At 67.1% G+C, this 24,375-nt stretch carries 23 protein-coding genes and 1 other RNA gene; 15 read left to right on the top strand and 9 right to left on the bottom strand.

Annotated elements, in window-relative coordinates:
* The first annotated feature begins 74 nt into the window (after positions 1-74).
* The 4 genes from erpA to ACFVV0_RS15700 all read left to right on the top strand — a co-directional run bounded on the left by erpA (position 75) and on the right by ACFVV0_RS15700 (position 3,652).
* The gene (erpA, locus tag ACFVV0_RS15715; protein ID WP_387064987.1) at positions 75-431 is read left to right on the top strand and encodes an iron-sulfur cluster insertion protein ErpA; all 357 of its coding nucleotides are present in this window, start codon (positions 75-77) and stop codon (positions 429-431) included.
* A gap of 144 nt (positions 432-575) precedes the next feature.
* On the top strand, positions 576-1,463 hold the full coding sequence (gene coxB, locus ACFVV0_RS15710) for a cytochrome c oxidase subunit II (RefSeq protein ID WP_387064984.1): 888 nt from the start codon (positions 576-578) through the stop codon (positions 1,461-1,463).
* Between the two features lie 11 nt (positions 1,464-1,474).
* Positions 1,475-3,226, top strand: a complete 1,752-nt coding sequence (gene ctaD / locus ACFVV0_RS15705) for a cytochrome c oxidase subunit I (protein WP_387064981.1) — start codon at positions 1,475-1,477, stop codon at positions 3,224-3,226.
* A gap of 3 nt (positions 3,227-3,229) precedes the next feature.
* The gene (locus ACFVV0_RS15700; protein ID WP_387064978.1) at positions 3,230-3,652 is read left to right on the top strand and encodes a cytochrome c oxidase subunit 4; all 423 of its coding nucleotides are present in this window, start codon (positions 3,230-3,232) and stop codon (positions 3,650-3,652) included.
* Positions 3,653-3,710: 58 nt separating this feature from the next.
* Here ACFVV0_RS15700 and ACFVV0_RS15695 read toward each other — a convergent pair whose 3' ends face one another.
* The 5 genes from ACFVV0_RS15695 to ACFVV0_RS15675 all read right to left on the bottom strand — a co-directional run bounded on the left by ACFVV0_RS15695 (position 3,711) and on the right by ACFVV0_RS15675 (position 8,864).
* Positions 3,711-4,550, bottom strand: coding sequence for a putative RNA methyltransferase (locus ACFVV0_RS15695; protein ID WP_387064976.1), 840 nt, complete (start codon positions 4,548-4,550; stop codon positions 3,711-3,713).
* A gap of 74 nt (positions 4,551-4,624) precedes the next feature.
* Positions 4,625-6,244: a cytochrome bc complex cytochrome b subunit gene (locus ACFVV0_RS15690; RefSeq protein ID WP_387064973.1), complete on the bottom strand. Its 1,620-nt coding sequence runs from the start codon at positions 6,242-6,244 to the stop codon at positions 4,625-4,627.
* A complete protein-coding gene (locus ACFVV0_RS15685; RefSeq protein WP_387064970.1) occupies positions 6,241-7,314 on the bottom strand; it encodes a Rieske 2Fe-2S domain-containing protein in 1,074 nt (357 codons plus the stop codon). The genes ACFVV0_RS15690 and ACFVV0_RS15685 overlap by 4 nt, the downstream gene beginning before the upstream one ends.
* A gap of 38 nt (positions 7,315-7,352) precedes the next feature.
* Entirely contained in the window at positions 7,353-8,171 is an 819-nt protein-coding gene (locus tag ACFVV0_RS15680; protein WP_387064967.1) for a c-type cytochrome, read from the bottom strand.
* A 24-nt stretch (positions 8,172-8,195) separates the two neighbouring features.
* The gene (locus tag ACFVV0_RS15675; protein WP_387064965.1) at positions 8,196-8,864 is read right to left on the bottom strand and encodes a heme-copper oxidase subunit III; all 669 of its coding nucleotides are present in this window, start codon (positions 8,862-8,864) and stop codon (positions 8,196-8,198) included.
* 102 nt (positions 8,865-8,966) lie between these two features.
* On the opposite strand from ACFVV0_RS15675, the gene trpD reads away from it, so the two are divergent.
* The 6 genes from trpD to ACFVV0_RS15645 all read left to right on the top strand — a co-directional run bounded on the left by trpD (position 8,967) and on the right by ACFVV0_RS15645 (position 15,847).
* Positions 8,967-10,016 (top strand): anthranilate phosphoribosyltransferase, encoded by a 1,050-nt coding sequence (gene trpD, locus ACFVV0_RS15670; protein ID WP_387064962.1) that lies wholly within the window; start codon positions 8,967-8,969, stop codon positions 10,014-10,016.
* Between the two features lie 23 nt (positions 10,017-10,039).
* Positions 10,040-11,041, top strand: coding sequence for a dihydroxyacetone kinase subunit DhaK (dhaK, locus tag ACFVV0_RS15665; RefSeq protein WP_387064960.1), 1,002 nt, complete (start codon positions 10,040-10,042; stop codon positions 11,039-11,041).
* 48 nt (positions 11,042-11,089) lie between these two features.
* Positions 11,090-11,728, top strand: a complete 639-nt coding sequence (gene dhaL / locus ACFVV0_RS15660) for a dihydroxyacetone kinase subunit DhaL (protein ID WP_387064957.1) — start codon at positions 11,090-11,092, stop codon at positions 11,726-11,728.
* On the top strand, positions 11,721-12,464 hold the full coding sequence (dhaM, locus tag ACFVV0_RS15655; protein WP_387064955.1) for a dihydroxyacetone kinase phosphoryl donor subunit DhaM: 744 nt from the start codon (positions 11,721-11,723) through the stop codon (positions 12,462-12,464). The genes dhaL and dhaM overlap by 8 nt, the downstream gene beginning before the upstream one ends.
* Before the next feature lie 128 nt (positions 12,465-12,592).
* Positions 12,593-14,326 carry an MFS transporter gene (locus ACFVV0_RS15650; protein ID WP_387064953.1) on the top strand — a complete coding sequence of 578 codons (1,734 nt, stop codon included), beginning with the start codon at positions 12,593-12,595 and terminating at the stop codon, positions 14,324-14,326.
* 3 nt (positions 14,327-14,329) lie between these two features.
* Positions 14,330-15,847 carry a leucyl aminopeptidase gene (locus ACFVV0_RS15645; protein ID WP_387064950.1) on the top strand — a complete coding sequence of 506 codons (1,518 nt, stop codon included), beginning with the start codon at positions 14,330-14,332 and terminating at the stop codon, positions 15,845-15,847.
* Between the two features lie 19 nt (positions 15,848-15,866).
* Here ACFVV0_RS15645 and ACFVV0_RS15640 read toward each other — a convergent pair whose 3' ends face one another.
* On the bottom strand, positions 15,867-16,388 hold the full coding sequence (locus ACFVV0_RS15640; protein WP_387064947.1) for a GNAT family N-acetyltransferase: 522 nt from the start codon (positions 16,386-16,388) through the stop codon (positions 15,867-15,869).
* 2 nt (positions 16,389-16,390) lie between these two features.
* The gene (locus tag ACFVV0_RS15635; RefSeq protein ID WP_387064944.1) at positions 16,391-17,692 is read right to left on the bottom strand and encodes an aminotransferase class I/II-fold pyridoxal phosphate-dependent enzyme; all 1,302 of its coding nucleotides are present in this window, start codon (positions 17,690-17,692) and stop codon (positions 16,391-16,393) included.
* A gap of 68 nt (positions 17,693-17,760) precedes the next feature.
* Here ACFVV0_RS15635 and ACFVV0_RS15630 point away from each other — a divergent pair, with 68 nt between their 5' ends.
* Positions 17,761-18,408, top strand: a complete 648-nt coding sequence (locus tag ACFVV0_RS15630) for a DUF1345 domain-containing protein (RefSeq protein WP_387064942.1) — start codon at positions 17,761-17,763, stop codon at positions 18,406-18,408.
* Between the two features lie 9 nt (positions 18,409-18,417).
* Here the strand turns inward: ACFVV0_RS15630 and ACFVV0_RS15625 are convergent, their stop codons facing one another.
* Positions 18,418-18,918 carry a dihydrofolate reductase gene (locus ACFVV0_RS15625; RefSeq protein ID WP_387064939.1) on the bottom strand — a complete coding sequence of 167 codons (501 nt, stop codon included), beginning with the start codon at positions 18,916-18,918 and terminating at the stop codon, positions 18,418-18,420.
* Positions 18,915-19,724 carry a thymidylate synthase gene (locus ACFVV0_RS15620; RefSeq protein WP_387064937.1) on the bottom strand — a complete coding sequence of 270 codons (810 nt, stop codon included), beginning with the start codon at positions 19,722-19,724 and terminating at the stop codon, positions 18,915-18,917. The genes ACFVV0_RS15625 and ACFVV0_RS15620 overlap by 4 nt, the downstream gene beginning before the upstream one ends.
* 114 nt (positions 19,725-19,838) lie before the next feature.
* Here ACFVV0_RS15620 and ACFVV0_RS15615 point away from each other — a divergent pair, with 114 nt between their 5' ends.
* The 4 genes from ACFVV0_RS15615 to rnpB all read left to right on the top strand — a co-directional run bounded on the left by ACFVV0_RS15615 (position 19,839) and on the right by rnpB (position 24,353).
* Complete coding sequence (locus tag ACFVV0_RS15615) at positions 19,839-22,250, top strand: purine-cytosine permease family protein (RefSeq protein WP_387064934.1); 2,412 nt, start codon at positions 19,839-19,841, stop codon at positions 22,248-22,250.
* Positions 22,251-22,300: 50 nt separating this feature from the next.
* Positions 22,301-23,119, top strand: a complete 819-nt coding sequence (locus ACFVV0_RS15610; RefSeq protein ID WP_387064931.1) for a Nif3-like dinuclear metal center hexameric protein — start codon at positions 22,301-22,303, stop codon at positions 23,117-23,119.
* Between the two features lie 64 nt (positions 23,120-23,183).
* On the top strand, positions 23,184-23,918 hold the full coding sequence (locus ACFVV0_RS15605) for a zinc ribbon domain-containing protein (RefSeq protein WP_387064929.1): 735 nt from the start codon (positions 23,184-23,186) through the stop codon (positions 23,916-23,918).
* Between the two features lie 53 nt (positions 23,919-23,971).
* Positions 23,972-24,353: RNase P RNA component class A (gene rnpB / locus ACFVV0_RS15600), an RNA gene on the top strand.
* Positions 24,354-24,375: the final 22 nt, after the last annotated feature.

The following is a 24,375-nucleotide window of genomic DNA, read 5'->3' as shown; positions in this document are numbered from 1 at the left end:
GTTTTTGAGTTTTGCGACGTAGAATCGACGCAGATTTTCTCGATCGTCCCAACCGCATCCTTGTGAGGAGTGCCATGACCGACACAACACTGACCGCGACGAAGGCCCACGGCGTCGGCCTGACCGAGGCCGCCGCCGGCAAGGTCAAGAGCCTGCTCGAGCAGGAGGGCCGCGACGACCTGCGTCTGCGCGTCGCTGTGCAGCCCGGTGGCTGCTCGGGCCTGATCTACCAGCTGTACTTCGACGAGCGGATGCTCGACGGCGACGCGACGGTGGATTTCGACGGCGTCGAGGTCATCGTCGACAAGATGAGCGTGCCGTACCTCGACGGCGCGAACATCGACTTCGAAGACACCATCCAGAAGCAGGGTTTCACCATCGACAACCCCAACGCTTCGGGCAGCTGCGCCTGCGGGGACTCGTTCCACTAGGCGTTTATATAGCACAAAAATCAGTCAGGGCCGCCCTTCGGGGCGGCCCTTTCTGGTTCGTTCCGGCGCGTGTCACGGAGTAGGGTGGTAACGGTCAAATACAGTTGAATGTGAACTGTCCATGAGTCTCTCGAAAGGTCACCGGTGCGTCACAATCGCCGTCTCCGATGGGCTGCAATCCCGATCGCAGCGACACTCGCAATCGTCCTTGCGGGCTGCACGCAGGCCCAGCTGAACGGGTTCCTGCCCGGGTTCGTCGAGGGTGAACAGCCCGTGACCAACCACACGGAACGCGTGAGCGGCCTCTGGGTGACCAGCTGGATCGTGCTGCTCATCGTCGGCGTGATCGTCTGGGGCCTCATCATCTGGGCGGTCATCGTGTACCGCCGCCGCAAGGGCCAGACCGGCCTCCCGGTGCAGATGCGCTACAACATGCCGATCGAGATCTTCTACACGATCGTGCCGCTCATCCTCGTGCTCGGCTTCTTCGCGTTCACGGCCCGTGACCAGAACGAGATCGAGAGGCCGTACGCGAACCCCGATCTCACCATCCAGGTCTATGCCAAGCAGTGGGCGTGGGACTTCAACTACGTCGATGACAATGTCTACGACCCGGGCATCCAGGTGCAGCCGGACGACAGCAGCGCGACCCCCGGCGCGGTGCAGGAGGGCGAGATCCCGACCCTGTACCTGCCCGAGAACAAGACGATCACCATCGAGCTGAACTCCCGCGACGTGATCCACTCCTTCTGGGTGCCGGCGACGCTGTACAAGAAAGACATCATCCCCGGTCAGACCAACAAGATGTACTTCGAGACGACCGGTCGCACCGGAACGTTCGTAGGCAAATGCGCCGAGCTCTGCGGCGAGTACCACTCGGCGATGCTCTTCAATCTGAAGATCGTGCCGCAGAGCGAGTACGACGCGCACATCCAGAGCCTGCGAGACAAGGGCTTCGAGGGTCAGCTCGGCTCCGAGTACGACCGCAACAGCAACCTGCCCGGCACGGGCGCACCCAAGGGTAACGAGTAGGGCATCGAAGAATGACGACTACAGCACCGGCTCCCGCGTCGACCACCGCTCCCGCACCGAAGGCGAGCCCGCTCCTCGGCGCGAACAAGGTGGAGCGCAAGGGCAACATCCTCGTGAACTACATCACGTCGACCGACCACAAGACGATCGGGTACATGTACCTGGTCACGTCGTTCATCTACTTCCTCATCGGCGGCGTGATGGCTCTGATCATCCGCGCTCAGCTCTTCGAGCCGGGCCTGCAGGTGGTTCAGACCAAAGAGCAGTACAACCAGCTCTTCACCATGCACGGCACGATCATGCTCCTCATGTTCGCGACACCGCTGTTCGCCGGGTTCGTGAATGTGATCATGCCGCTGCAGATCGGTGCTCCTGATGTGGCGTTCCCTCGTCTGAACGCACTGGCGTACTGGTTCTACTCGTTCGGTAGCCTCATCGCCGTCGCCGGCTTCCTCACCCCGCAGGGCGCCGCCTCCTTCGGCTGGTTCGCCTATGCGCCACTATCGAGTACGACGTTCTCGCCAGGGGTCGGAGGCAACTTGTGGGTGGTCGGCCTCGGGCTCTCGGGATTCGGCACCATCCTCGGCGCGGTGAACTTCATCACCACGATCATCACGATGCGTGCGCCCGGAATGACCATGTTCCGCATGCCGATCTTCACCTGGAACGCCCTCGTCACGTCGATCCTCGTGCTGATGGCCTTCCCGGTGCTCGCGGCGGCACTGTTCGCCCTCGCCGCCGACCGCGTCTTCAACGCCCACATCTACGACCCGGCCAATGGCGGTGCGCTGCTCTGGCAGCACCTGTTCTGGTTCTTCGGGCATCCCGAGGTGTACATCATCGCGCTGCCGTTCTTCGGCATCGTGTCCGAGATCTTCCCGGTGTTCAGCCGCAAGCCGATCTTCGGCTACAAGACGCTGATCTACGCGACGATCGCCATCGCCGCCCTCTCCGTCACCGTGTGGGCGCACCACATGTACGTCACCGGGTCGGTGCTGCTGCCGTGGTTCTCGCTGATGACGATGCTGATCGCTGTTCCGACCGGCGTGAAGATCTTCAACTGGATCGGAACGATGTGGCGCGGGTCGCTCACCTTCGAATCACCCATGCTCTGGTCGATCGGCTTCCTGATCACGTTCACCTTCGGTGGTCTCACCGGCGTGATCCTCGCTTCGCCGCCGCTCGACTTCCACGTGTCCGACACATACTTCGTCGTCGCCCACTTCCACTACGTCGTCTTCGGTACCGTCGTCTTCGCGATGTTCGCCGGCTTCTACTTCTGGTGGCCCAAGTGGACGGGCAAGATGCTCAACGACCGTCTGGGCAAGTGGCACTTCTGGTTGCTGTTCATCGGATTCCACACGACGTTCCTGGTGCAGCACTGGCTGGGTGTCATCGGCATGCCGCGACGGTACGCGACCTACCTGCCGACGGACGGGTTCACCTGGATGAACCAGCTCTCGTCGATCGGTGCGGGCATCCTCGCCGTCTCGATGATCCCCTTCCTGGTCAACGTCTACCTGACGGCGCGCAATGCACCGAAGGTCACAGTGAACGATCCGTGGGGCTACGGCCGCTCGCTCGAGTGGGCCACCAGCTGCCCGCCCCCGCGACACAACTTCACCTCGATCCCGCGCATCCGCAGCGAGTCTCCCGCGTTCGACCTGAACCACCCGGAGGCAGGTATCCCCATCGGTATCGGTCCGGCAAAGGATGCGCCAGACGCTCCGACGGTCGACCTCGACGACAACAAGGTGAAGTAACCCATGAGAGCAAACTCCATCCTCTTCTGGATCCTCGGGATCTTCTTCCTCCTGTCGGCGATCGTGTACACAGGGTGGAGCCTGCTCGACCCGATGCACCAGAAGGTCGAGTGGGTCGGTTCGGTCGCACTGCTGCTGAGCGCGATCCTCGCTTTCTTCATCGCGTTCTACGTGGGGCGTTCGCACGCGTCGCAGGGCGGCGAGCTCCCGGAGGACCGCCTCGACGCCAACATCGACGACGGCGACCCCGAGCTCGGACACTTCAGCCCTTGGAGCTGGTGGCCCGTCGCGCTCGCGTTCGGCGCCGGCCTCGTGATGCTCGGCCTGGCCGTGGGCTTCTGGCTCTGCTTCATCGGCGTGGCCTTCACGCTGATCTGCCTCGTCGGCTGGACCTACGAGTACTACCGCGGGTACTTCGCGCGCTGAGCGGAGACGTGATACCTGAGCGCCGCGCCCCTCCCAGGGCGCGGCGCTTTTTTGTTCCCTAGATGCGGACCAGGTGAAGAACGTCGACGGCGAGAGTGGCGGTGGACGGCACGGCCTGCCGCACCGGAGCCGGCGACCCCGGTGCGTCGGCCTCTGGTCCTGGCCCTGGATGGTGCGCTGACGGTCCCATGGCGATCAGGGCCGCGCCTGTGGCGTCAGTGAGGGGGATCGTGGCGCGAATGGCGCGATGCTCGCGGAGTGTGAACTTCGGTGCTGCGGAGGCGACGATGGCGGCTGCTTTGTCGGCCGGGACCTCGAGCATCCGGCCGCCGGCACGAAGCTCCGCCAGGTGGTCGTGGAGTGGCACCACGACGAGCAGGCTGCCAGCGGGCTTCAGGATGCGGTGGAACTCAGGAAGGTTGCGTGGCGCGAAGACGTCGAGGATGACGTCGCAGACGCCGTCCCGGATGGGGAGCGGGCGCCAGGTGTCGGCGACCAGGCCGTCGATCCCGGGTGACGCTCGCACCGCCCGGGCGACAGCGGTGGGGGAGAGATCCATGGCGAGGCCCCGAGCATCCGGATGCGCGGCCAAGACGGCACGGAGGTAGTAGCCGGTGCCCACCCCGGCATCGAGGACTCTCGTGCCCGCCCCGAGCGCAGCCAGCGCGTTCGAGATGGGGGAGTAGAGACCGCTTTCGAGAATCGTCTCGCGCGCGTCGAGCATCTCTGCACTGTCGCCGATCAACCCGGTGCCGCCCGCGACGAGGTTGACGAAGCCGCGCTTGTTCACGTCGAAGCGGTGACCGGATGCGCAGCCGAGGGTGAGCCGCTCCACCCGCTCCAGAGGCTCGGCGCAGACGGGGCAGCGCAGCCAGGGAGCCAGGGTGTCGATCGTCATTGTCAGCCCTTCAGCAACGAGAAAGCGCCGGCGCACGAGACGTGCGACCGGCGCTTTCGCGGAGTGCTACTCGATCAGTGGTGGCCGTGGCCGGATTCGAGCTCGCCCTTGGTCGGGGGCACGATGCGGTCCTCGAAGAACCAGCGCGAGATGCCCGCGCGCATCCGGTTGCCGACCGTGATCTTGCCCTTGCTGTTCGGACGGATCATCAGCGGCTGGTAGCTCTCGAAACTGACCAGGCGCCAGCGCTCGTAGTCGTCGAGCGGCTCATGCACCTCGATGTACTCGCCACCGGGGAGCTTGACGATGCGACCGGACTCGTAGCCATGCAACGCGATGCTGCGGTCTTTCTTCTGCAGAGCGAAGCAGATGCGCTTCGTGATGAAGTACGCGATGATCGGGCCGAGGATGAGCATGGCCTGGATGGCGTGGATCACGCCTTCCATCGTCAGCTTGAAGTGCGTGGCGATGATGTCCGAGCTCGCCGCAGCCCACATGGCCGCGTAGAACGTCACGCCGGCCGCGCCGATCGCAGTGCGGGTGGCCGCGTTGCGCGGACGGTCCAGGATGTGGTGCTCACGCTTGTCGCCGGTCACCCACGCCTCGATGAACGGATAGATCATCACGACGACGATGAACAGACCGAGCACGAGGACCGGCGCGATGATGTTGAACGACCAGGTGCGGTCGAGCCAGACGAACTCCCAGCCCGGCGGAACAAGTCGCAGCGCGCCATCGGCGAAGCCGATGTACCAGTCGGGCTGGGTTCCTGCCGAAACAGGAGAGGGGTCGTATGGACCGTAGTTCCAGATCGGGTTGATGGTGAAGAACGTCGCCATGAGCGCGATGACACCGAACACGATGAAGAAGAAGCCACCGGCCTTCGCCGCGTACACCGGGAGGACCGGGTAGCCGACGACGTTGCCCTGGGTGCGCCCCGCCGCAGCGTACTGCGTGTGCTTGTGGATGACCACGAACGCGAGGTGCAGGGCGATGAAGGCGACCACCAACGCGGGTAGCAACAGGATGTGCAGGGTGTACAAGCGCCCGACGATCGCCGTACCAGGGAACTCGCCGCCGAAGAGGAGGAACGAGGTCCAGGTGCCGATGACCGGGAGACCCTTGATCAGGCCGTCGATGATGCGGAGGCCGTTGCCCGACAGCAGGTCGTCGGGAAGCGAGTATCCGGTGAAGCCTTCTGCCATCGCGAGGATGAACAGCACGAAGCCGATCACCCAGTTGAGCTCGCGCGGCTTGCGGAACGCACCCGTGAAGAAGATGCGCAGCATGTGCAGGCCGATGGCGGCGACGAAGAGCAGAGCGGCCCAGTGGTGGATCTGCCGCATGAGCAGGCCACCGCGGATCTCGAACGAGATGTTCAGGGTGCTCGACATGGCCGCCGACATCTCGACGCCCTTCAGCGGGACGTAGGAGCCGTGGTACACGACCGAGGCCATCGACGCCTGGAAGAAGAACGTCAGGAACGTTCCGGAGAGCAGGATGACGATGAAGCTGTAGAGCGCGACCTCGCCGAGCAGGAACGACCAGTGGTCGGGGAAGATCTTGCGACCGAACTCCTTGACGGCGCCCGAGATGCTGGTTCGGTCTTCGAGGTAGTTCGAGGCCGCAGCCGTGAACCCGCCCTTCTTGACCTCAGTGGATGCCGCGGGAGGCGCGGCCGTTGTGGTACTCAATGACGCTCCCAGAAGCTCGGGCCGACGGGCTGGGTGAAGTCGCTGCGCGCGACCAGGTAGCCGTCGGCGTCCACGGTGATCGGCAGCTGCGGCAGAGGACGCTTGGCCGGTCCGAAGATGACCTCGGCCTCGTGCGTGATGTCGAACTGCGACTGGTGGCACGGGCACAGAAGGTGGTGGGTCTGCTGCTCGTAGAGTGCCACCGGGCATCCCACGTGCGTGCAGATCTTGGAGTACGCGACGATGCCGTCGTAGTTCCAGTTCTCACGGCCCTTGGAGACATGCAGGTCTTCAGGCTTGAGGCGCATGAGGAGCACGGCCGCCTTGGCCTTCTCCTCGAGACGGTTCTCCTTCTCGTTGAGGCCCTCGGGGATGACGTGGAACGCCGAGCCGAGGGTGACATCCGAGGCCTTGATGGGTGTGCCGGAGGGGTCGCGCGTGAGGCGGATCCCCTTGGCCCACATCGTGTTGGCGAGGAGCTCGACCGGGTCCTCGTTCATGGGGGCGAGCCCGCGGAACAGCACGACGGCCGGAAGCGGGAACGCGATGAGTGCGCCGATCAGGCTGTTGCGCACGAGGCTGCGGCGGCTGAAGCCGGACTCCTCGTCTGCCTGGCGGAAGATCTCGGCCGCGCGCTCGGTGGTCTGCTCGCTTCCGCGCACGGGGTGACGGAGGTCGACGCCCTCCTTCTCGTGCATGAGCGCCTTGCCCCAGTGCACGGCGCCGATGCCGATGGCGAGCAGCGCGAGGGAGATGCCGATACCGATGAACAGGTTGTTCAGGCGCACAGAGCCCGGATCGCTGTCGTCGATCGGGAATGCGAGGTAGGCGGCGACCGCCCAGACGCTGCCGAGGATCGACAGGTAGAAGAGGGTGTAGACGGTCCGCTCGGCCCGGCGCTCCTTCTTCGGGTCGAGGTCGGTGACGCGGGGGCGGTGCGGCGGGAACCCGGGGTTCTCCACCTGATCGCGGATGATCACCGCCGTTCCCGGGTCGCCTGTCCGGTGGACGTCGACGGCTGACGAGCTGGCAGAGGTCAGCTCGTGACCGCTGTTATCGTCCTGTGCCATTGTTCTCCTTCGTGCGCTGTGTCATGTCTCGAGTGCCCCTAGTTCGACTTCGCCGTGATCCACACGGTCAGCGCGACGATGGCACCGAGACCGAAGATCCACAGGAACAGGCCCTCGGCCACCGGGCCGAGCGAGCCGAGCTCGAATCCGCCCGGGGAGGGGTTGTTCTGGATGTACTTGAGGTACGTGATGATGTCGGCCTTGCCCTGCTGGCTGATGTTCAGGTCGTTGAAGACCGGCATGTTCTGCGGACCCGTGACCATGGCCTCGTAGATGTGGGCGGCGCTGACACCGGTGAGCGGCGGAGCGAACTTGCCCTCGGTGAGCGCACCACCGGCACCTGCGACGTTGTGGCACATCGCGCAGTTGACACGGAAGAGTTCGGCGCCGGCGGCGGCGTCTCCGTCACCGTTGAGCCACTTCTGCTCGGGGATGGACGGGCCGGGAGCAAGCGAGGCGACATAGTCTGCGAGCGCCTTGACCTGGTCGTCGGTGAACTGGACCGGCTTCTCTTCTGCCTGCGGACCCTGCATGGCCATCGGCATGCGGCCCGTGCCGACCTGGAAGTCGACCGATGCGGCGCCGACGCCGATGAGGCTCGGCGCATTGACCGTTCCCTGTGCGTCGAGCCCGTGGCAGGTGGCGCAGTTCGACTGGAAGAGCTTCTTGCCCTGGTCGATCGACTCCTGCGAGGCGGCTGCCGGCTGCTGCTCGGCGGATGCGGTGGACGTATTGAACGCCGCATACGCTCCGCCGGTGAGGCCGAGGCCGATTGCGATCAGCGCGACGGTGGCGAGGGGGTGACGCCGCCCGCCCTTGCGGGCGGCCTTTGTCTTGGTGCGGGTATTCGGGCGCATGGTTTAGAGGTCTGCTCCTGATTCCTATTTGAGAACGTAGATGACCAGGAAGAGCCCGATCCAGACGACGTCGACGAAGTGCCAGTAGTAGGACACGACGATCGCGCTCGTCGCCTCCTTGTGGCCGAAGGTCTTGACCGCGAAGGCGCGGCCGATGACGAGGAGGAAGGCGATGAGGCCGGCGGTGACGTGCAGACCGTGGAAGCCGGTGGTCAGGTAGAACGCCGAACCGTAGGAGTTCGAGTCGAACGCGATCCCCTCGGAGACGAGCGTCGCGTACTCGAGGATCTGGCCGGCGACGAAGACGGCCCCTAGTGCATACGTCAGCGTGAACCACTGGACCATGCCCCACTTGGCGGGGCTCCAGCCCGTCGCCCGCGGCTGCAGGCGCTCGGCCGCGAACACGCCGAACTGGCAGGTGAACGAGCTCGACACCAGGATGATGGTGTTCGTCAGCGAGAAAGGCACGTTCAGGTGCGAGGTCTCTGCCGCCCACAGGTCGGGCGAGGTGGAACGGAGGGTGAAGTAGATCGCGAAGAGACCCGCGAAGAACATGACCTCACTGCCCAGCCAGACAATGGTGCCGACAGCCACGACATTGGGCCGGTTGATGGAGGGCGCACTCGCCGTAGGAGATATTGAGGTGCTCGTCACTCCTCCATTATGGCTGAAAAGAAGCCGTGGTTTTCTCATCTGACAGCCCGGAATGGGCATCTTTTCGTATAAGGCTGACCTAAGTCGGGTGCTTTCCCGGGGACAGGTCACAGCAAGGCCGCCGCTCAGTAGGATCGCAGTATGTCGGAAATGCGGTCCTGGTCGTCGATTCTCACCTCCCTGCTCGAGCAGGAGGACCTCAGCGTCGCCGAGGCGGCCTGGGCGATGGACCAGATCATGAGCGGTGACGCGACCGACGCGCAGCTCGCCGCCTTCCTGATCGCGCTGCGCGCCAAGGGCGAGACGGTCGATGAGATCGTCGGTTTCCGCGATGCCATCCTCGATCACGCCGTGCCGTTGCCGGTCGACCCGATGGCGCTCGACATCGTCGGCACTGGAGGAGACCGGTTCGGCACCGTGAACATCTCGACCACTGCGTCCATCGTGGCTGCGGCGACCGGGGTGCCCGTGATCAAGCACGGCAACCGTGCGGCCAGCTCGTCGTCCGGATCGTCGGATGTGCTCGCCGCGCTCGGCATCGACCTCACGCTTCCGCCCGAGAAGGTCGCCGACGTGCTGAAGAAGGCGGGGATCACCTTCGCTTTCGCATCGGCGTTCCACCCGGGCTTCGGCAACGCCGGGCCCGTGCGCGCCCAACTGGGCGTGCCGACCGTCTTCAACTACCTCGGCCCGCTGTGCAATCCGGCCCGGCCCGAAGCCTCGGCCGTCGGCGTCGCGACGCTCGACCGGGTTCCGCTCTTCGTCGGCGTGTTCCAGACACGCGGGGCGACGGCACTGGTCTTCCGTGGTGACGACGGGCTCGACGAGCTCTCGACGACGGGACACAGCCATGTCTGGGAGGTCTCCCGTGGCCTCGTCACCGAGCACGACATCGACCCGCGTGATCTGGGCATCCCGCGCGCGTCGATGGACGACCTGCTCGGAAAGGACGCCGCGTACAACGCGAGCGTCGTACGTGCCGTGCTGGCGGGCCAAGAAGGCCCCGTGCGCGACATCGTGTTGCTCAACGCGGCGGCCGGACTCGTGTCATACGAGCTCGCGTCCGACCCGTCGAGGGTTCAGGAAGCCATCCTGGACCGGTTCCGTTCGACAATGGCGGTCGCCGCCGAGGCAATCGACTCCGGGGCTGCGGCCGCGAAGCTCGACGAATGGGTGGCGGCAACGCACTGACAGCAGTGAAAGGAAGGGTTTCGATGAAGAAGCTCATCAACGGCGTACCCGACGTCGTGAGCGAGTCCCTCGACGGGTTCGCCAGAGCTCATGCCGACATCGTCAAGGTGTCGCACGATCCTGATTTCGTGTACAGGGCCGACGGCCCGGTTCAGGGCAAAGTCGGTCTGGTCAGCGGAGGCGGCAGTGGTCACGAGCCATTGCACGCCGGCTTCGTCGGCAAAGGGATGCTGGACGCGGCCGTGCCCGGTCCGGTGTTCACCTCGCCGACACCGATGCCGATCGTCGAAGCCACGAAAGCGGCCGACGGCGGGGCAGGCGTTCTGCATATCGTGAAGAACTACACGGGCGACGTGCTGAACTTCGAGACGGCGGCCGATCTGGTCGCGGCCGAGGGGATCTCCGTGCGCTCGGTCGTCGTCGACGACGATGTGGCCGTGCAGGATTCCCTGTACACGGCGGGCCGTCGCGGGGTCGCCGGCACCGTCCTCGTGGAGAAGATCGCCGGAGCGGCGGCCGATCGGGGCGACGACCTCGACGGGGTCACCGCGATCGCGGAGAAGGTCAACGCGAACGTGCGCTCGATCGGGCTCGCGCTGGCGGCCGGCACGGTTCCCCATGCTGGTGAGCCCGGTTTCGATCTCGCCGAAGACGAGGTGGAGTTCGGTGTCGGCATCCACGGTGAGCCCGGCCGCGAACGGATCAAGCTGCAAGAGGCCGACAAGCTGGTGGACCTCATGATGACGGCGGTCCTCGAGGATGTGCCGTTCACCTCCGGCGACAAGGTGCTGCTCTTCGTCAACGGGATGGGCGGAACGCCGCTCTCGGAGCTGTACATCGTGTTCCGGCGCGCCGCGGAGATCCTGGATGAGCACGGTATCACGCTCAGCAGGTCGCTGGTCGGCAGCCTGGTCACCTCGCTCGAGATGCAGGGCGCATCCGTCACGGTGCTCAAACTCGACGACGAACTGACCGCCCTGTGGGATGCGCCGGTGCACACCGCCGCGCTCCGCTGGGGCGTCTGACACCCACCCGAACGAAAACGAACCCGAACGAGAGAGGGAGGACGGCGGATGACGCTGGACACGGACTGGGTCAAGGCCTGGATGACGGCGGCGGCGGCGGTGATCGACGAGCACAAGCACGAGCTCAACACGCTCGATCGCGAAATCGGCGACGGCGACCACGGCGAGAACATGGATCGCGGCCTGCGTGCCGTCGTCGTCGCCCTCGACAAGCTGCCGGAGGACACGGCACCGGGAGCGGCGCTGCGCTCGATCGCGATGACGTTGATCTCGACCGTGGGTGGCGCATCCGGTCCGCTGTACGGCACGGCCTTTCTCAAGGCGGCCGAGCCCGTCGGCGACGCGGAGTCGATCGACGACCCGGCGATCGTTGCGATGCTCGCTGCCGCACGCGACGGCATCGTCTCGCGCGGCAAGGCAGAAGCGGGCGACAAGACGATGATCGACGCCTGGACGCCTGCGGTGTCGGCCGCGGCCTCAGCGCAGGAGGACGGCGCTTCGGCGGCCGACATCCTGCGCGAGGCCGCGGACGCGGCCGAGGCGGGCGCGGTTGCCACGGAGCCGCTGATCGCTCGCAAGGGCAGGGCGAGCTACCTCGGCGAACGCTCGATCGGGCACCGGGACCCCGGCGCCCAGTCGACGGCACTGATCCTCCGTGCCGCTGCCGAGACGGCCGCCGATGAGTGAGCGGGTCGGAATCGTCTTCGTCTCCCACAGCCGTCAGATCGCCGAGGGTCTCGTCGCCCTCGCAGGGCAGATGGCCGGATCGGTGCCACTGGTCGCGGCCGGAGGCACCGACGACGACGGGATCGGGACCAGCTTCGTGAAGGTGAGCGAAGGCATCCAGCAGGCGCAGAAAGGGGCCGGGGTCGTCGTCATCAGCGACCTCGGCTCCGCCCTGCTCATCGCTGAGACCGTGTACGACACCCTCTCCGATGAGGAGCGCGAGCGCGTGATCGTCGTCGATGTCCCGTTCGTCGAGGGTGGCGTTGCGGCGGGGGTGGCCGCGGAGAGCGGCGCCGGTCTCCGGGACGTGGTCGAGGCTGCGGAGAGCGCCCGTTCGGCGTGGGTGGATGCGCCGAGCGCGCTGCCCGGGGAACCGCTTGAGGACGCGGAACAGGCGAGCGCATCCGGCACCGGTGCATCAGGCGGCACGGATGCGTCCGGCCGGTACGTGCGTGAGGTCACGCTCAAGAATCGAGACGGACTGCACGCTCGTCCGGCGGCCGAGTTCGTGAAGCTGGCGAACACCTTCCCGGTCAAAGTGACGGTCAATGGCAAGGATGCGAAGAGTCTGCTCGGCATCATGTCGCTCGGCCTGAACGCGGGCAAGACGGCGGAGATCGCGTCCGACGACCCCGCCGGTGCAGGCGCTGTCGACGCCTTGGCCGACCTGGTGGAGACCGGGTTCGGGGAGGCCTGACTCGACGATATTTCAACAGGTGACAGAACGGTCGGCCCACGCCAGAATGAGAGCAACCCCACCATCGGGGCACAACCGAATAGGGCGAGGCTCGACGTGATCCGGGTCGCGCAGAGGAGGGCAGGGCTATGAGCTCACCGTCAACAGCTGTCCCGCACCTGGTCGCCAAGAGTTCGTGGCTGCCCCTGATCGTCGTCGTACTCACCCAGATCCAGGTTTCGTTCACCGTCAACGCCTTGACCGTGTCGATGGCGGGAATCACGACGGACCTCGACACTCCCGCCACATCGGTCGGCACCGCCATCACGGCAGGGACCTTCGCGATGGCGGCGTTCATCCTGCTGGGCGCGAAGGTCGGGGCCCGCTTCGGCACCCGGCGCGTCTTCCAGATCGCCGTCGTCGTACACGGTGTGGCGATGGCGTGCGTCGCGCTGAGCGTGTCGCCGGCAATGCTCTTCATCGCTCAGGCGGCATCCGGTGCGGTCATCGCCCTCATCGCGCCGGCACTCACGGTCTTCATCGCCACGAACTATCACGGGCAGCAGCAGGCCAAGGCGATCGGCTATCTGGCGGCGGCGATTCCGGCGGCGGGTGTGCTCGCGCTCCTCATCGCCGGAGCGTTTGCGTCGACCATCGGCTGGCGGTGGTCGTTCTGGCTCATCGTCGCGCTGGCCGTCGTCAATCTGCTGCTCAGCTTCCGGTTCAAGGTGATCACCCCGCAGCGTGACCTGGCCATCGACTGGACGGGAGCGACACTCGCGGCCGTCGCGATCATCCTCCTCAGCTTCGGGTTCAGCGGACTGGAGCCGTGGGGGCTGGTGATCGCCCGTGACGGCGCACCGTTCGACATCCTCGGATTGTCGCCCGCGCCGGTGCTCGTGGTCTTGGGGCTGATCGTCGGCCAGATCTTCTTCATGTGGCTCCGCCGGCGCCAGGCGGAGAAACGACCGCGCATCTTCGACCTGAGGGTGCTCGCCACCGGGTCCGAACGCGCGGTCACGATCTGCATGGGAATCATGCTCTTCGTCGGAACCGCGGCGAACTTCCTCATCCCGCTCTACATCCAAGTGGTGCAGGGCCGCACGAGCCTCGAGACGTCGGTCGCGGTCATCCCGTACACGCTCTCGATCTTCCTGGCGAGCACGTTCGTCGCGAGCCTCTACAAGCGGCTCTCGCCGCGGGTGCTCGCACGGCTCGGCTTCATCGTGGTGGCGGTCGGACTCATCATTCTCGCGTTCAGCGTGCGCAACGAGTGGGAACAGTTCGTCGTCGTCATCGGCCTGATCGTCCTCGGTCTCGGCCAGGGAGCGATCGTGGCGCTGGTGTTCAACACGCTCCTGTCCGCCGCGCCGAAGAAGCTGGCCGGTGACGTCGGGGCCTGGCGCGGGCTGGTGCACAACCTCTCGGGCAGCGTCGGGATCGCCGTGGCCAGCGTGTTCGCGGTCGGGATCCTGGGCGGTCTGATCGCCTCGAGCATCGCCGACCATCCGGAGATCCCGCCATCGCTGATCTCCCAGGTGAACCTCGACAACCCCAACTTCGTCACGAACGACCACCTCAAAGAAGTTCTCGGCTCGAGCACCGACGCGACGCCGCAGCAGGTCGATGCGGCCGTCGCGGTGAACGAGGATGCGCGGCTCCAGGCGCTCAACATCTCCCTGCTCGGGCTCGCGGGGATCGCACTGCTGGCGATCGTTCCCGCCGGCCGCATGCCGGGCATGCGCAAGGACGACCTGCCGGAGCAGCTCGAGCCGTCCGATCCCGAAGACGTGGACGAGTCGGTGGTCACCGAGGGCGACACCATCACCGTCGTCGTCTCCGCTCCCGCGACCGCCACCGCCACCGCCACCACGAAGGACTGAACCATGGCCAGCACCTATCTGTTGATCCCCGACGACTTCACCCCGGCGCCGTCCCTCCTGCCGGAGCGGATCGTCGGCTTCGAGGCGGTCACGGGCTTCTCGTCCGACCTCGGCGCCGTGGCGTACGCCGTGACGACGGATGGTGGGGTCGCCGCCGCGCTCGGACTCGACCGCGACGCACTCGCCCGGGCGGGCTTCGAGGGCAAGCCGGGCCAGACCCTCGCCGTGCCGACCGCAGAGGGTCCGGCGGTGTACGTCGTCGGTGCCGGAGCGGAGGCGGACGTGACGACGGATTCGCTGCGCGACGTCGCAGCGAATGTCGCTCGGGCGGCCGCGACGCACGCGCGCATCGGAATGTCGCTCGGGCCGCTCGGCGACGTCGATCGCGAGACGGTCGGCCAGCTCGTCGCTGAGGGCATGCTCCTGGCGCGCTACCGCTTCAGCGAGCTCAAGACAGACCCGAAGGTCACGCCTCTCGACGCGGTCGAGGTTCTTGTGGGAGCCGCTGATGTCTCCGCTGTGACGGACGGGTTCGCGCGCGGCGTGATCACGGCGCGATCGGCGAACCTGGCTCGAGATCTGGCGAACACCCCGCCCGGGCACCTGACGGCGACCGTCTTCGCCGACCTGGCACTCTCCCTGGCCGAGGACTTCGGGCTCGAGGTCGAGGCGTTCGACAAGCAGCAGCTGTTCGAACTCGGCTGCGGCGGTCTGCTCGGAGTCAACGCCGGCAGCGCCGAGGAGCCGCGCATGATCAAGCTGCGGTACACCCCCGCGGGGGAGTCGACGGGCCACCTGGCCATGGTCGGCAAGGGGATCATGTACGACTCGGGCGGCATCAGCCTCAAGCCGTCCGACCCGATGCACCTCGCCATGAAGATGGACATGGGCGGGGCGGCGGCGGTGTTCGCCGCGTTGACGGCGCTGCGCGACCTCGGCTGCACGACCACCGTCACCGCATTCCTGATGTGCACGGACAACATGCCGTCGGGTTCGGCATACAAGCTCGGGGATGTGCTCACGATCCGCAACGGCATGACCGTCGAGGTGAAGAACACGGATGCCGAGGGCAGACTCGTCATGTCCGACGGGCTGGTGCTCGCCACGGAGGAGGAGCCCGACGCCGTCGTCGACATCGCAACCCTCACCGGCGCCGCACTGGTGTCGCTCGGTGCCGCGACCGCGGCGCTCTTCGGCAACGATCAGGCGATCATCGATCAGGCGAAGGCAGCGTCGGCTGCCACGGACGAGCAGGTCTGGCAGCTCCCGCTCGAGAAGAAGTACCGCAAGCAACTCGATTCCGATGTCGCCGACATCTCGAATCTGGGCGGCCCGTACGCGGGTGCCACCACGGCGGCGCTCTTCCTCAACGAGTTCGTCGGCGGTCTGCCGTGGGCGCATCTCGACATCGCGGGCACGATGCAGTCGGAGACCGACGACTCCTGGCGGTCCAAGGGCGCCACGGGGTTCGGCGCCCGCCTGCTCATCGAGTTGGCGCTCGCGTTCGAGAAGATCCGCTGAGAGGAGACGGGCCCGGCGCTCACGACGATGGACGCCGGGCCGCCAGACTCAGCGCCATCTCGAGGTCGACGGCGGAGCGGTCCAGCACGTAGGGGACCGTCACACCGGTCGGCACGAACCCACGTCGACGGTAGAAGCGGATGGCCGGCTCGTTGTGCTCGTGGACCTCGAGCAGGAGGCGCTCGCTGCGATCGCGAGACCAATCGATCACGGCGTCGAGGAGTGCATCCGCCACACCCTCGCGAACCCCACGGAACGCAGGAGTGACGTAGACGCCGACGAGCACCGGATCGCGGTTGCCGGGCGGGTGGAAGCCGCCCATCGTGCCGAGCCAGCTCCCGTCATCGGCGACGGCGGCGAACAGCCGGCTGGTAGGGCTGCGGTTCGCGGCACGGTTGCGCCAGTGCTCATCCGGGTGCAGCCGGGCGCGGTCGATCGTCTCGGTGAAGGCGATCGGAGTGTCGACCAGCATCTCCAGACGAAGATCGCGGTAGGCCGCCCAGTCCGTCTCGATGCTCGGGCGAACCCGCCAGACGGTCACGGCTAGCCCTTCGCGGCCAGCAGCGTCTCCGCCTCGGCGAGCAGGATGGCCGTGCACAGACCGTCGAGCGCCGTGCGCAGCTCGTCCAGTGGCGGGAAGGTCGGCGCGATCCGGATGTTCGCATCGCGGGGGTCGTCCCCGTACGGGAAGGTCGCACCGGCAGGCGTGACCGCGATGCCGGCCTCGGCGGCGAGCTGCACGGCGCGCTTCGCGCAACCGTCGACCACGTCGAGACTGACGAAGTAGCCGCCCCCCGGAGAGGTCCAGGTGCCCGCGCCGTACGGCGCGAGTCGTGCCTCGAAGGCGCCCTGGACCGCGGCGAACTTGGGCTCGAGGATCGCGCGGTGCTTCTCCATGTGCGCCGCGAGGCCCTGTTCGTCTCTCAGGAGTCGAACGTGCCGGAGCTGATTGATCTTGTCGGGACCGATGCTCTGCACGGACATGTTGCGCACGATCCAGTCGACGTTCGTGGGAGAGCCGCCGACGAACGCGACTCCCGCGCCGGGGAAGGTGACCTTGGAGGTCGACGCGAAGACGAGCGGACGATCGGGGTTGCCCGCTTCGGCGGCGAGACCGAGCACGTCGATCGGCTCGGGACGCTCGTCGCCCAGATGATGCACGGCGTAGGCGTTGTCCCAGAACAGCCGGAAGTCGGCGGCGGCGGGAAGCGACACGAGCGCCCGCACGACGTCTTCGCTGTACACGGCACCGGTCGGGTTGGAGTAGACCGGGACGCACCACATGCCTTTGATGCTGTCGTCGGTCTCGAGCAGGGCCGCGACCGCAGCGACATCGGGTCCGTCGTCGTTCAGGGGCACCGGGATGAGCCGGATGCCGTACCGCTCGCAGATCGAGAAGTGCCTGTCATATCCCGGGACCGGCGCGATGAAGCTGATCTGCTGGCGTCCCCACGGGAGCTCGCCGCCCGGCACTCCCTGGATCAACGCCTGTGCGATCGTGTCGTGCATCACCGTGAGGCTCGCATTGCCGAGCGCGAGCAGCTGCGGAACCGGAACGCGCAGGGCATCGGCGAAGATGGCGCGCAGTTCGGGGAGACCGACGGCCCCTCCGTAGTTGCGCAGGTCTGTCCCGGCGGCGTCGCGGTACTCGCCGTCCGGCAGGTGCAGCAGGTCGTTCGAGAGGTCCAGCTGGTCGGCGCCCGGCTTGCCGCGCGTGAGGTCGAGCTTCAGGCCGGCCGCTTTCAACTCCTCGTAGGCGGCGGCGAACTCCGCGTGGACGGAGCGCAGTGCATCCGGGTCGAGGTCTGCGAGCGAAACGGCGGGGGAGACGGGAGCAGAAGTCACGCTCCGATCGTAGCCGCGACCGCTGCGCCTCGCAGGCGGGTGACCGCCGGCTGTGCGAACATCAGCGTGTGAGCACTCCACTGAAACGTCGCTTCGACCGGTCGCGGTTGAGAATGATCATCGCCTTCGCCGTGGGAGCGGTCGCGGCTGTCGCCACCGGGATCCTCGGGGGCTGGGTGTTCGCGGCGACCGTCGGCTGGGGTGTCGCGTGCGTCGTCTACATCGTCTGGGTCTGGGCAGTGGTGTGGGGGTTCAGCGCCTCCCAGACCAAGCGGCACGCCACCAGGGAGGACCCGGGCCGAGCGTTGTCCGATGTCCTCCTCCTCACGGCGAGTGTCGCCAGCGTGGTGGCGATCGTGGTCATCCTCGTCGCGGCCAAGCAGGTGATGGGCGTCGAGAAAGCCGGCCTCGCCGTACTCGCCGTCGCCAGTGTCGCCCTCTCCTGGACGCTGGTGCACACGCTCTACACGCTGCGGTACGCGCAGCTCTACTACCGGGGCAAGGAAGGCGGCGTGAGCTTCAACCAGGAGGAGCCGCCGCGGTACAGCGACTTCGCCTACCTGTCGTTTACGCTCGGAATGACGTTCCAGGTCTCCGACACCAATGTCAGCGACTCGTACATCCGTCAGACGATCCTTCGGCACACGTTGCTGTCGTACCTGTTCGGTTCGGTCATCCTGGCGACGACCGTGAACCTCATCGCCGGCCTCACGTGAGGCCGGCGCTCACCTGAGGTAGGTGAGGAACCGGTAGCGGAGCCCGGTCGCCGAGGTCAGCCAGTCCGGGTCGGCGACGGATGCGGTCCAGCCGTCCCCGATGGACGGCGCGAAGGCGTCTCCGTCGACCTCGAGGTCGATCTCGGTGACCTCCAGGCGGTCGGCGTCACTGAGCGCCAGCCGGTAGAGCTCGGCTCCGCCGATGACCCAGGTCGTCTCGCTCGGGGATGCGGTCAGCGCCTTCTCGAGGGAGTGCGTCGGCGTCGCGCCCGGCTGCGCCCATCCGGTCTGCCGGGTGACGACGACGTTGGTGCGTTCGGGCAGCGGCCGGAATCGCTCCGGCAGCGAGTCCCAGGTCTTGCGGCCCATGATGACCGTGTCTTTCGCGGTCAGCGTGCGGAAATGCGCCAGATCTTCTGGGAGGTGCCACGGCATGGTTCCGCCACGGCCGATGACGCCGCCTTTCGCCTGCGCCCAGATGAGTGCGACGCTGCCGACGGCCGTGCTCACACGGCCACCGCGGCGCGGATCGCAGGATGGTGCTGGTAGTTCTCCACGACGAAGTCCTCGAACGTGTAGTCGAGGATGCTCTCCGGCCGGCGCGCGAACCGCAACGTCGGCGCGGGGAACGGCTCCCGGCTGAGCTGCTCGGCGACCTGTTCGACGTGGTTGTCGTAGATGTGCACGTCGCCACCCGTCCAGATGAATTCGCCCGGCTCAAGGCCGACCTGCTGCGCGACCATCATCGTGAGCAGCGCGTAGCTGGCGATGTTGAACGGGACGCCGAGGAACATGTCGGCGCTGCGCTGGTAGAGCTGGCAGGAGAGTTTTCCGTCGGCCACGTAGAACTGGAAGAAGGCGTGGCAGGGGGCGAGGGCCATGCTCGGGATGTCGGCGACGTTCCAGGCGGACACGATCATGCGCCGCGAATCCGGGTCGCTCCGAAGTGTGTCGACGACCTGGGCGATCTGGTCGATGTGCGAGCCGTCGGGCGCGGGCCAGGAACGCCACTGCACACCGTAGACAGGGCCGAGCTCGCCGTTCTCGTCGGCCCATTCGTCCCAGATCGTCACACCGTTCTCGCGGAGCCATCCGACGTTGCTGTCGCCGCGGAGGAACCAGAGCAGTTCGTAGGCGATCGACTTGAAGTGAACGCGTTTGGTGGTGATGAGGGGGAATCCGTCCGCGAGATCGAACCGCAGCTGGCGGCCGAATACGCTTCGCGTCCCGGTGCCGGTTCGGTCGGACTTCTGAGTGCCCGTCGCGAGCACATCACGCAGCAGGTCTTCGTACGGTGTCTTCGTCGTGTCGCTCATCGAGAACGATGCTACGACTCTTCGGGCCGCGCCGGCCGCCACATTCCGGTCAGGCGCCGAAATCGCAGGCAGACAGACCGGTCCAGCGACCGGATGCCTCGGTAGGATTTCGTCATGGACAGCGATGGAGTCGCGCACGACCCGTCTGTCGCCTCCGTCCCGGGGAGAAGGCGGGCTCAGTACAGCCCACCGGTGCGCCGCGGACCCGCCGCGCCCAAGCCGGAGCCGTCGGCCGAGTCAGAGCCGGAGCTCGAGCCGGAGCCGGAGCTCGAGCCGGAACCGGAGCTCGAGCCCGAAGAGCACCACGACGACGATGAGCTCGCCAGGGCACTCGAGGAGCAGGTCACCCGCATGACGTCTGCGCTGCCGATCATCGCCGGCCCGACCGTCATCGGCTCGGACGGGGTGACGGATGCGGCCTCCCTGAGCGACGACCAGGTCGCCGACCTCGTGAGCCGGGATCTGAACTCGCACGACACACTCGCGGCCATCGAGCATCTCGAGAGCGTGCTCGTGGCGAGGGCGGCGACAACGGCCATCCCCGTGCAGACGCCGGAGAGCGCGGAGCCGCCCGGAGAACCGGAGCTCGCGCCCGAGGACACCCCGACGCAGCTGATCAGCTTCGACGACCTCGATCTCCGGCCGCGTCAGCAGGGTCCCGAACCGACATTCAGCGCCTGGATCGCGCCGGCAGCGGCAGCGGCATCGTCGCAGGTGGCCGATGCCGCCACTCCCTCGACGCCGCGGCGCATCGAGCCGCTCGGGTACGTCGAGCCCGCAGAGGCCCCGTCGGAATCGCAGCCGGTGCCGATCGTCCCGAGCGAACCGCCCCTCGTCGAAGCCAGGGCGGACGAGCAGGCGCGAGAAGAGACTGCACCCACGGGGCCTGGATCCATCGAGGTCCTGCCGATCGTTGCACCGATCGTCTCGCCGCCGACGGAGTCCGTGCCGGTCGAGCGGGCGGCGTCCGTCGACGCCGACGTGGAGGACGACGCCGACGACGTGCTGCTGACGACCGCTTCGCTCGCTCCGCTGGCGAGCCCGCGCGTCTCGACCGAGGAGAGCATCCTGTTCGATGCCGAGCCCGTCGCCGCACCGCTCTTCGAGGTGGAGGACGCCGACCTCGAATCGACACCGCTCGATCGACGGGTGGGCCGAGCATCCCGGATGTTCTGGCTCTGGTTCGCAGCGACGTCCTCCCTGATCAGTGTCGGGGTCGGCGCGACCCTCTTCTCGCTCGGACTGAGCCTTCGGCAGATGCTGGTGGCGACTCTCGTCGGAGTGGCGCTGTCCTTCCTGCCGCTCGGCATCGGGACCCTCGCAGGCAAGTGGAGCGGACAGCCGACGATGGTGGTCTCCCGGGCGACCTTCGGGATGCGCGGCAACGTCGTGCCTGCCGCGCTCGCCCTCCTCACCCGCCTCTTCTGGGGCGCCGTGCTGCTCTGGCTGGCGGGCGCTGCGGTCGGATCGCTGTTCACCTCGCAGGGATGGGCGACGGATGCGGCCCTCCCGACGACCGCGGGACTGGTCGTCGCCATCGGGGTCGCCCTGGCCGTGGCCTACTTCGGCTATTCGCTGGTCGCCCGAGTGCAGCTCGTGCTGACGATCGCCTCCGCCGTGCTCATCCTCGTGATGGTCGTTGCGACCTGGGGTGCGGTCGACGTCGGGCGGGCGCTCGCGGTTCCGGATGCGGTCTGGCTCCGAACCGTCACCGGCGCGGTGCTGGTGTTCAGCTATCTCGGTCTGGTGTGGGCGAACAGCAGCGCGGAGGTCGCGCGGTACCAGCGTCCGGACTCCTCGGGTGCGGCTGCGATGCTCTGGGCGACCTTCGGCGCCGCCCTTCCGCCTTTCCTCCTGATCTCCTACGGCGGTCTCCTCGCTGCGTCGAACCCCGCGCTCGCCGAAGACCTGGCGTCGAACCCGGTGAGCGCTTTCTCCCGGCTCGGTCTGCCGGCCTGGTACCCCATCCCGTTGCTCCTCGCGGTGACGTTGAGCCTCATCTCCGGGCTGGTGCTGATCATCTACTCGGGAGGGTTCACCCTCGAGGCGCTCGGCGTGCGTCTGCGGCGCCGGTGGAGCACGGTCGCCGTCGGAGGGACGATCGCGTTGGCCGCGGTTCTGCTCGCCACGACGACATCCGACCTGGGGGAGGTCGTGAGCGGTGCGCCGATCACGCTCGCGGTGCCCGTCGCAGCCTGGGCGGGACTGTTCTCGGCTGAGATGATGCTTCGTTCGCGGCGATTCCATCAGCCCTCCCTGGTGAAGCGCGGCGGGGTCTACCCCGATTGGCGCTGGATCAATCTGGCGATGCTCGTCGTCGCGAGCGTGATCGGGCTGGGGCTGATCAGCTCGGACCTGCCCTGGCTGAGCTGGGAGGGCTACCTCTTCCCGGTGCTCGGCGTCAGCGCCGACGGTGATCTGGGGATGAGCAACATCGGCGTGGTGGTGGCGCTCGGGGTCGGCATCCTCACTCCGATCGTGTCGGGCATCCCCGCGGTTCGGCGGCAGGAGCGGGCGATCGTCTGAGGTCGTCGCGCCCGCCGCCGAAGCCGGGCGCATCCCGTAGGCTCGTCACCGTGCAGCACACTCTCGAATCCGTCAACCGAACCGTCGAGCAGCTCTGGCCGCTCGCGGGCGCCGAGGGGTGGGACGCGGCCGGGCTGCTCTCCGGCGATCCGGCGGCGACGGTCGAGAGCATCGTGCTCGCGGTCGACGCTGTCGCGGCCACCGTCGACGAGGCGATCGACCGCGACGCCGACCTGCTGCTGGTGCACCACCCGCTGCTGCTCCGTGGTATCACCACCGTCGCCGAGGACCGCTACAAGGGTGCGTTGCTCGCGCGACTCATCCGTGCCGACTGCGCGCTCATCGCCGCGCACACCAACGCCGACGTCGTTGCCGACGGTACGTCCGCGGTGCTCGCCGCACGGCTCGGACTCGTCGAGACAGTGCCGATCGTTCCTTCCGCCGACGGCGTCACGGGGATCGGCCGGGTGGGAGACCTCGCAGAACCGACCACGCTCGGCGCCCTCGCACGGAAGCTGGCCGACATCCTTCCGCCGACCGCCGGCGGCATCCTCGCCTCCGGCGACTACCAGCAGCCGGTCTCGCGCGTCGCCGTGTGCGGCGGCGCGGGCGACTCCCTCCTGTCGACGGATGCGGTGCGCGGCGCCGACGTGTACATCACCGCCGACCTTCGGCACCATCCCGCCTCCGAGTCCCGGGAGCAGTCGCTCCACAGCGGCGGCCCCGCCTTGCTCGACGTGTCTCACTGGGCGAGCGAATGGCTCTGGCTCGACACCGCCGCCGAGCAGCTGCGCGCGGCCCTCCCCGGGATCTCGATCGAGGTCAGTGAGCTGCGCACGGACCCCTGGGATTTCGCAATCCTGCAATGATCTTTCGGCACCGTCGTGTGCGGCGCCGCCCGACCGACCCGAACCACGAAAAGAGCTCATCACTGTGAAAGCCAGTCCTGCCGACCAGAACGAACTCCTCCGCCTGCAGACCGCGGACACGCGGCTGACGCAGCTCCAGCACTCCGCCAAGAACCTTCCCCAGCTCGCCGAGCTCGCGGCGCTGCAGCCCGAGGTCGATGCCGTGCGCACGCGCTGGATCACACGCACCGGTGAGCTGGAGGACGCCCGCGCAGAGCTCAAGCGGATCGAGTCCGATGTCGAGCTGGTGGAGGCGCGGATGGCGCGGGACTCCGGCCGCCTGCAGCAGACGTCGTCGACGAAGGACGTTCAGGCGCTCGAGAGCGAGCTGGCGTCGCTGTCCAAGCGCCGCGACGACCTGGAGGAGATCGAGCTGGCCGTGATGGAACGGGTCGAAGGCTACGAGGAGGCACTCGCCGCCGTCGAAGCCGAGCGCGCAGCACTCGACAGCCGAGTCGATGCCCTCGAGTCCGCCCGTGCCGACGAGCTGGCCAAGCTGGATGCGCAGCGCAAGGCCCTCGCGACCGACCGGGCGACCATCGTCGCCACGATTCCCGCCGACCTGATCGAGTTGTACGAGAAGCAGCGTGCTCGCTACGGCATCGGCGCGGCACTGCTCGTGCGCGGTGTGTCGATGGGCAGCAACGTGAAGCTGACCGAATCCGACCTGTCGGTCATCCGCCGAGCCGCGCAAGACGACGTCGTGCTCTGCCCCGACAGCGGGGCCATCCTCATCCGCAACGAGGAGTCCGGACTCTAGGCGGCCTCCGTGGCCCTCGAAGCCCAGGGTCGCGCGCTAGGCTTGACGACGAATGGGCCGGCAAGACGGTCGCGTCGGTCCGCTTCGGCGGACCGCCGAGGAACGTCCGGGCTCCACAGAGCAGGACGGTGGGTAACACCCACCCGGGGCAACCCGCGAGACAGTGCCACAGAGAACAGACCGCCGTCGGATCGATCCTCGGATCGTCCGGCGGTAAGGGTGAAACGGTGGGGTAAGAGCCCACCAGCGACCGGGGTGACCCGGCCGGCTCGGTAAACCTCGTCCGGAGCAAGGTCAGACAGGAAACGTTGAGGCTGCTCGCTGAGTTTCCGGGTAGACCGCTAGAGGGCGGCGGCAACGTCGTCCCGAGAGAGATGGCCGTCCACGGTGCCTCGTGCACCCGGACAGAACCCGGCGTAGCAGCCGGCCCATTCCCTGAACTCGCCCCGGCTGCCGA

The organism is Leifsonia sp. NPDC058230, from assembly GCF_042882245.1.
In the GTDB taxonomy this organism is placed as follows: Bacteria; Actinomycetota; Actinomycetes; order Actinomycetales; family Microbacteriaceae; genus Leifsonia.
Note: the sequence above shows the minus strand (reverse complement) of the source record. Positions and strands in the feature narration are given on the sequence as shown.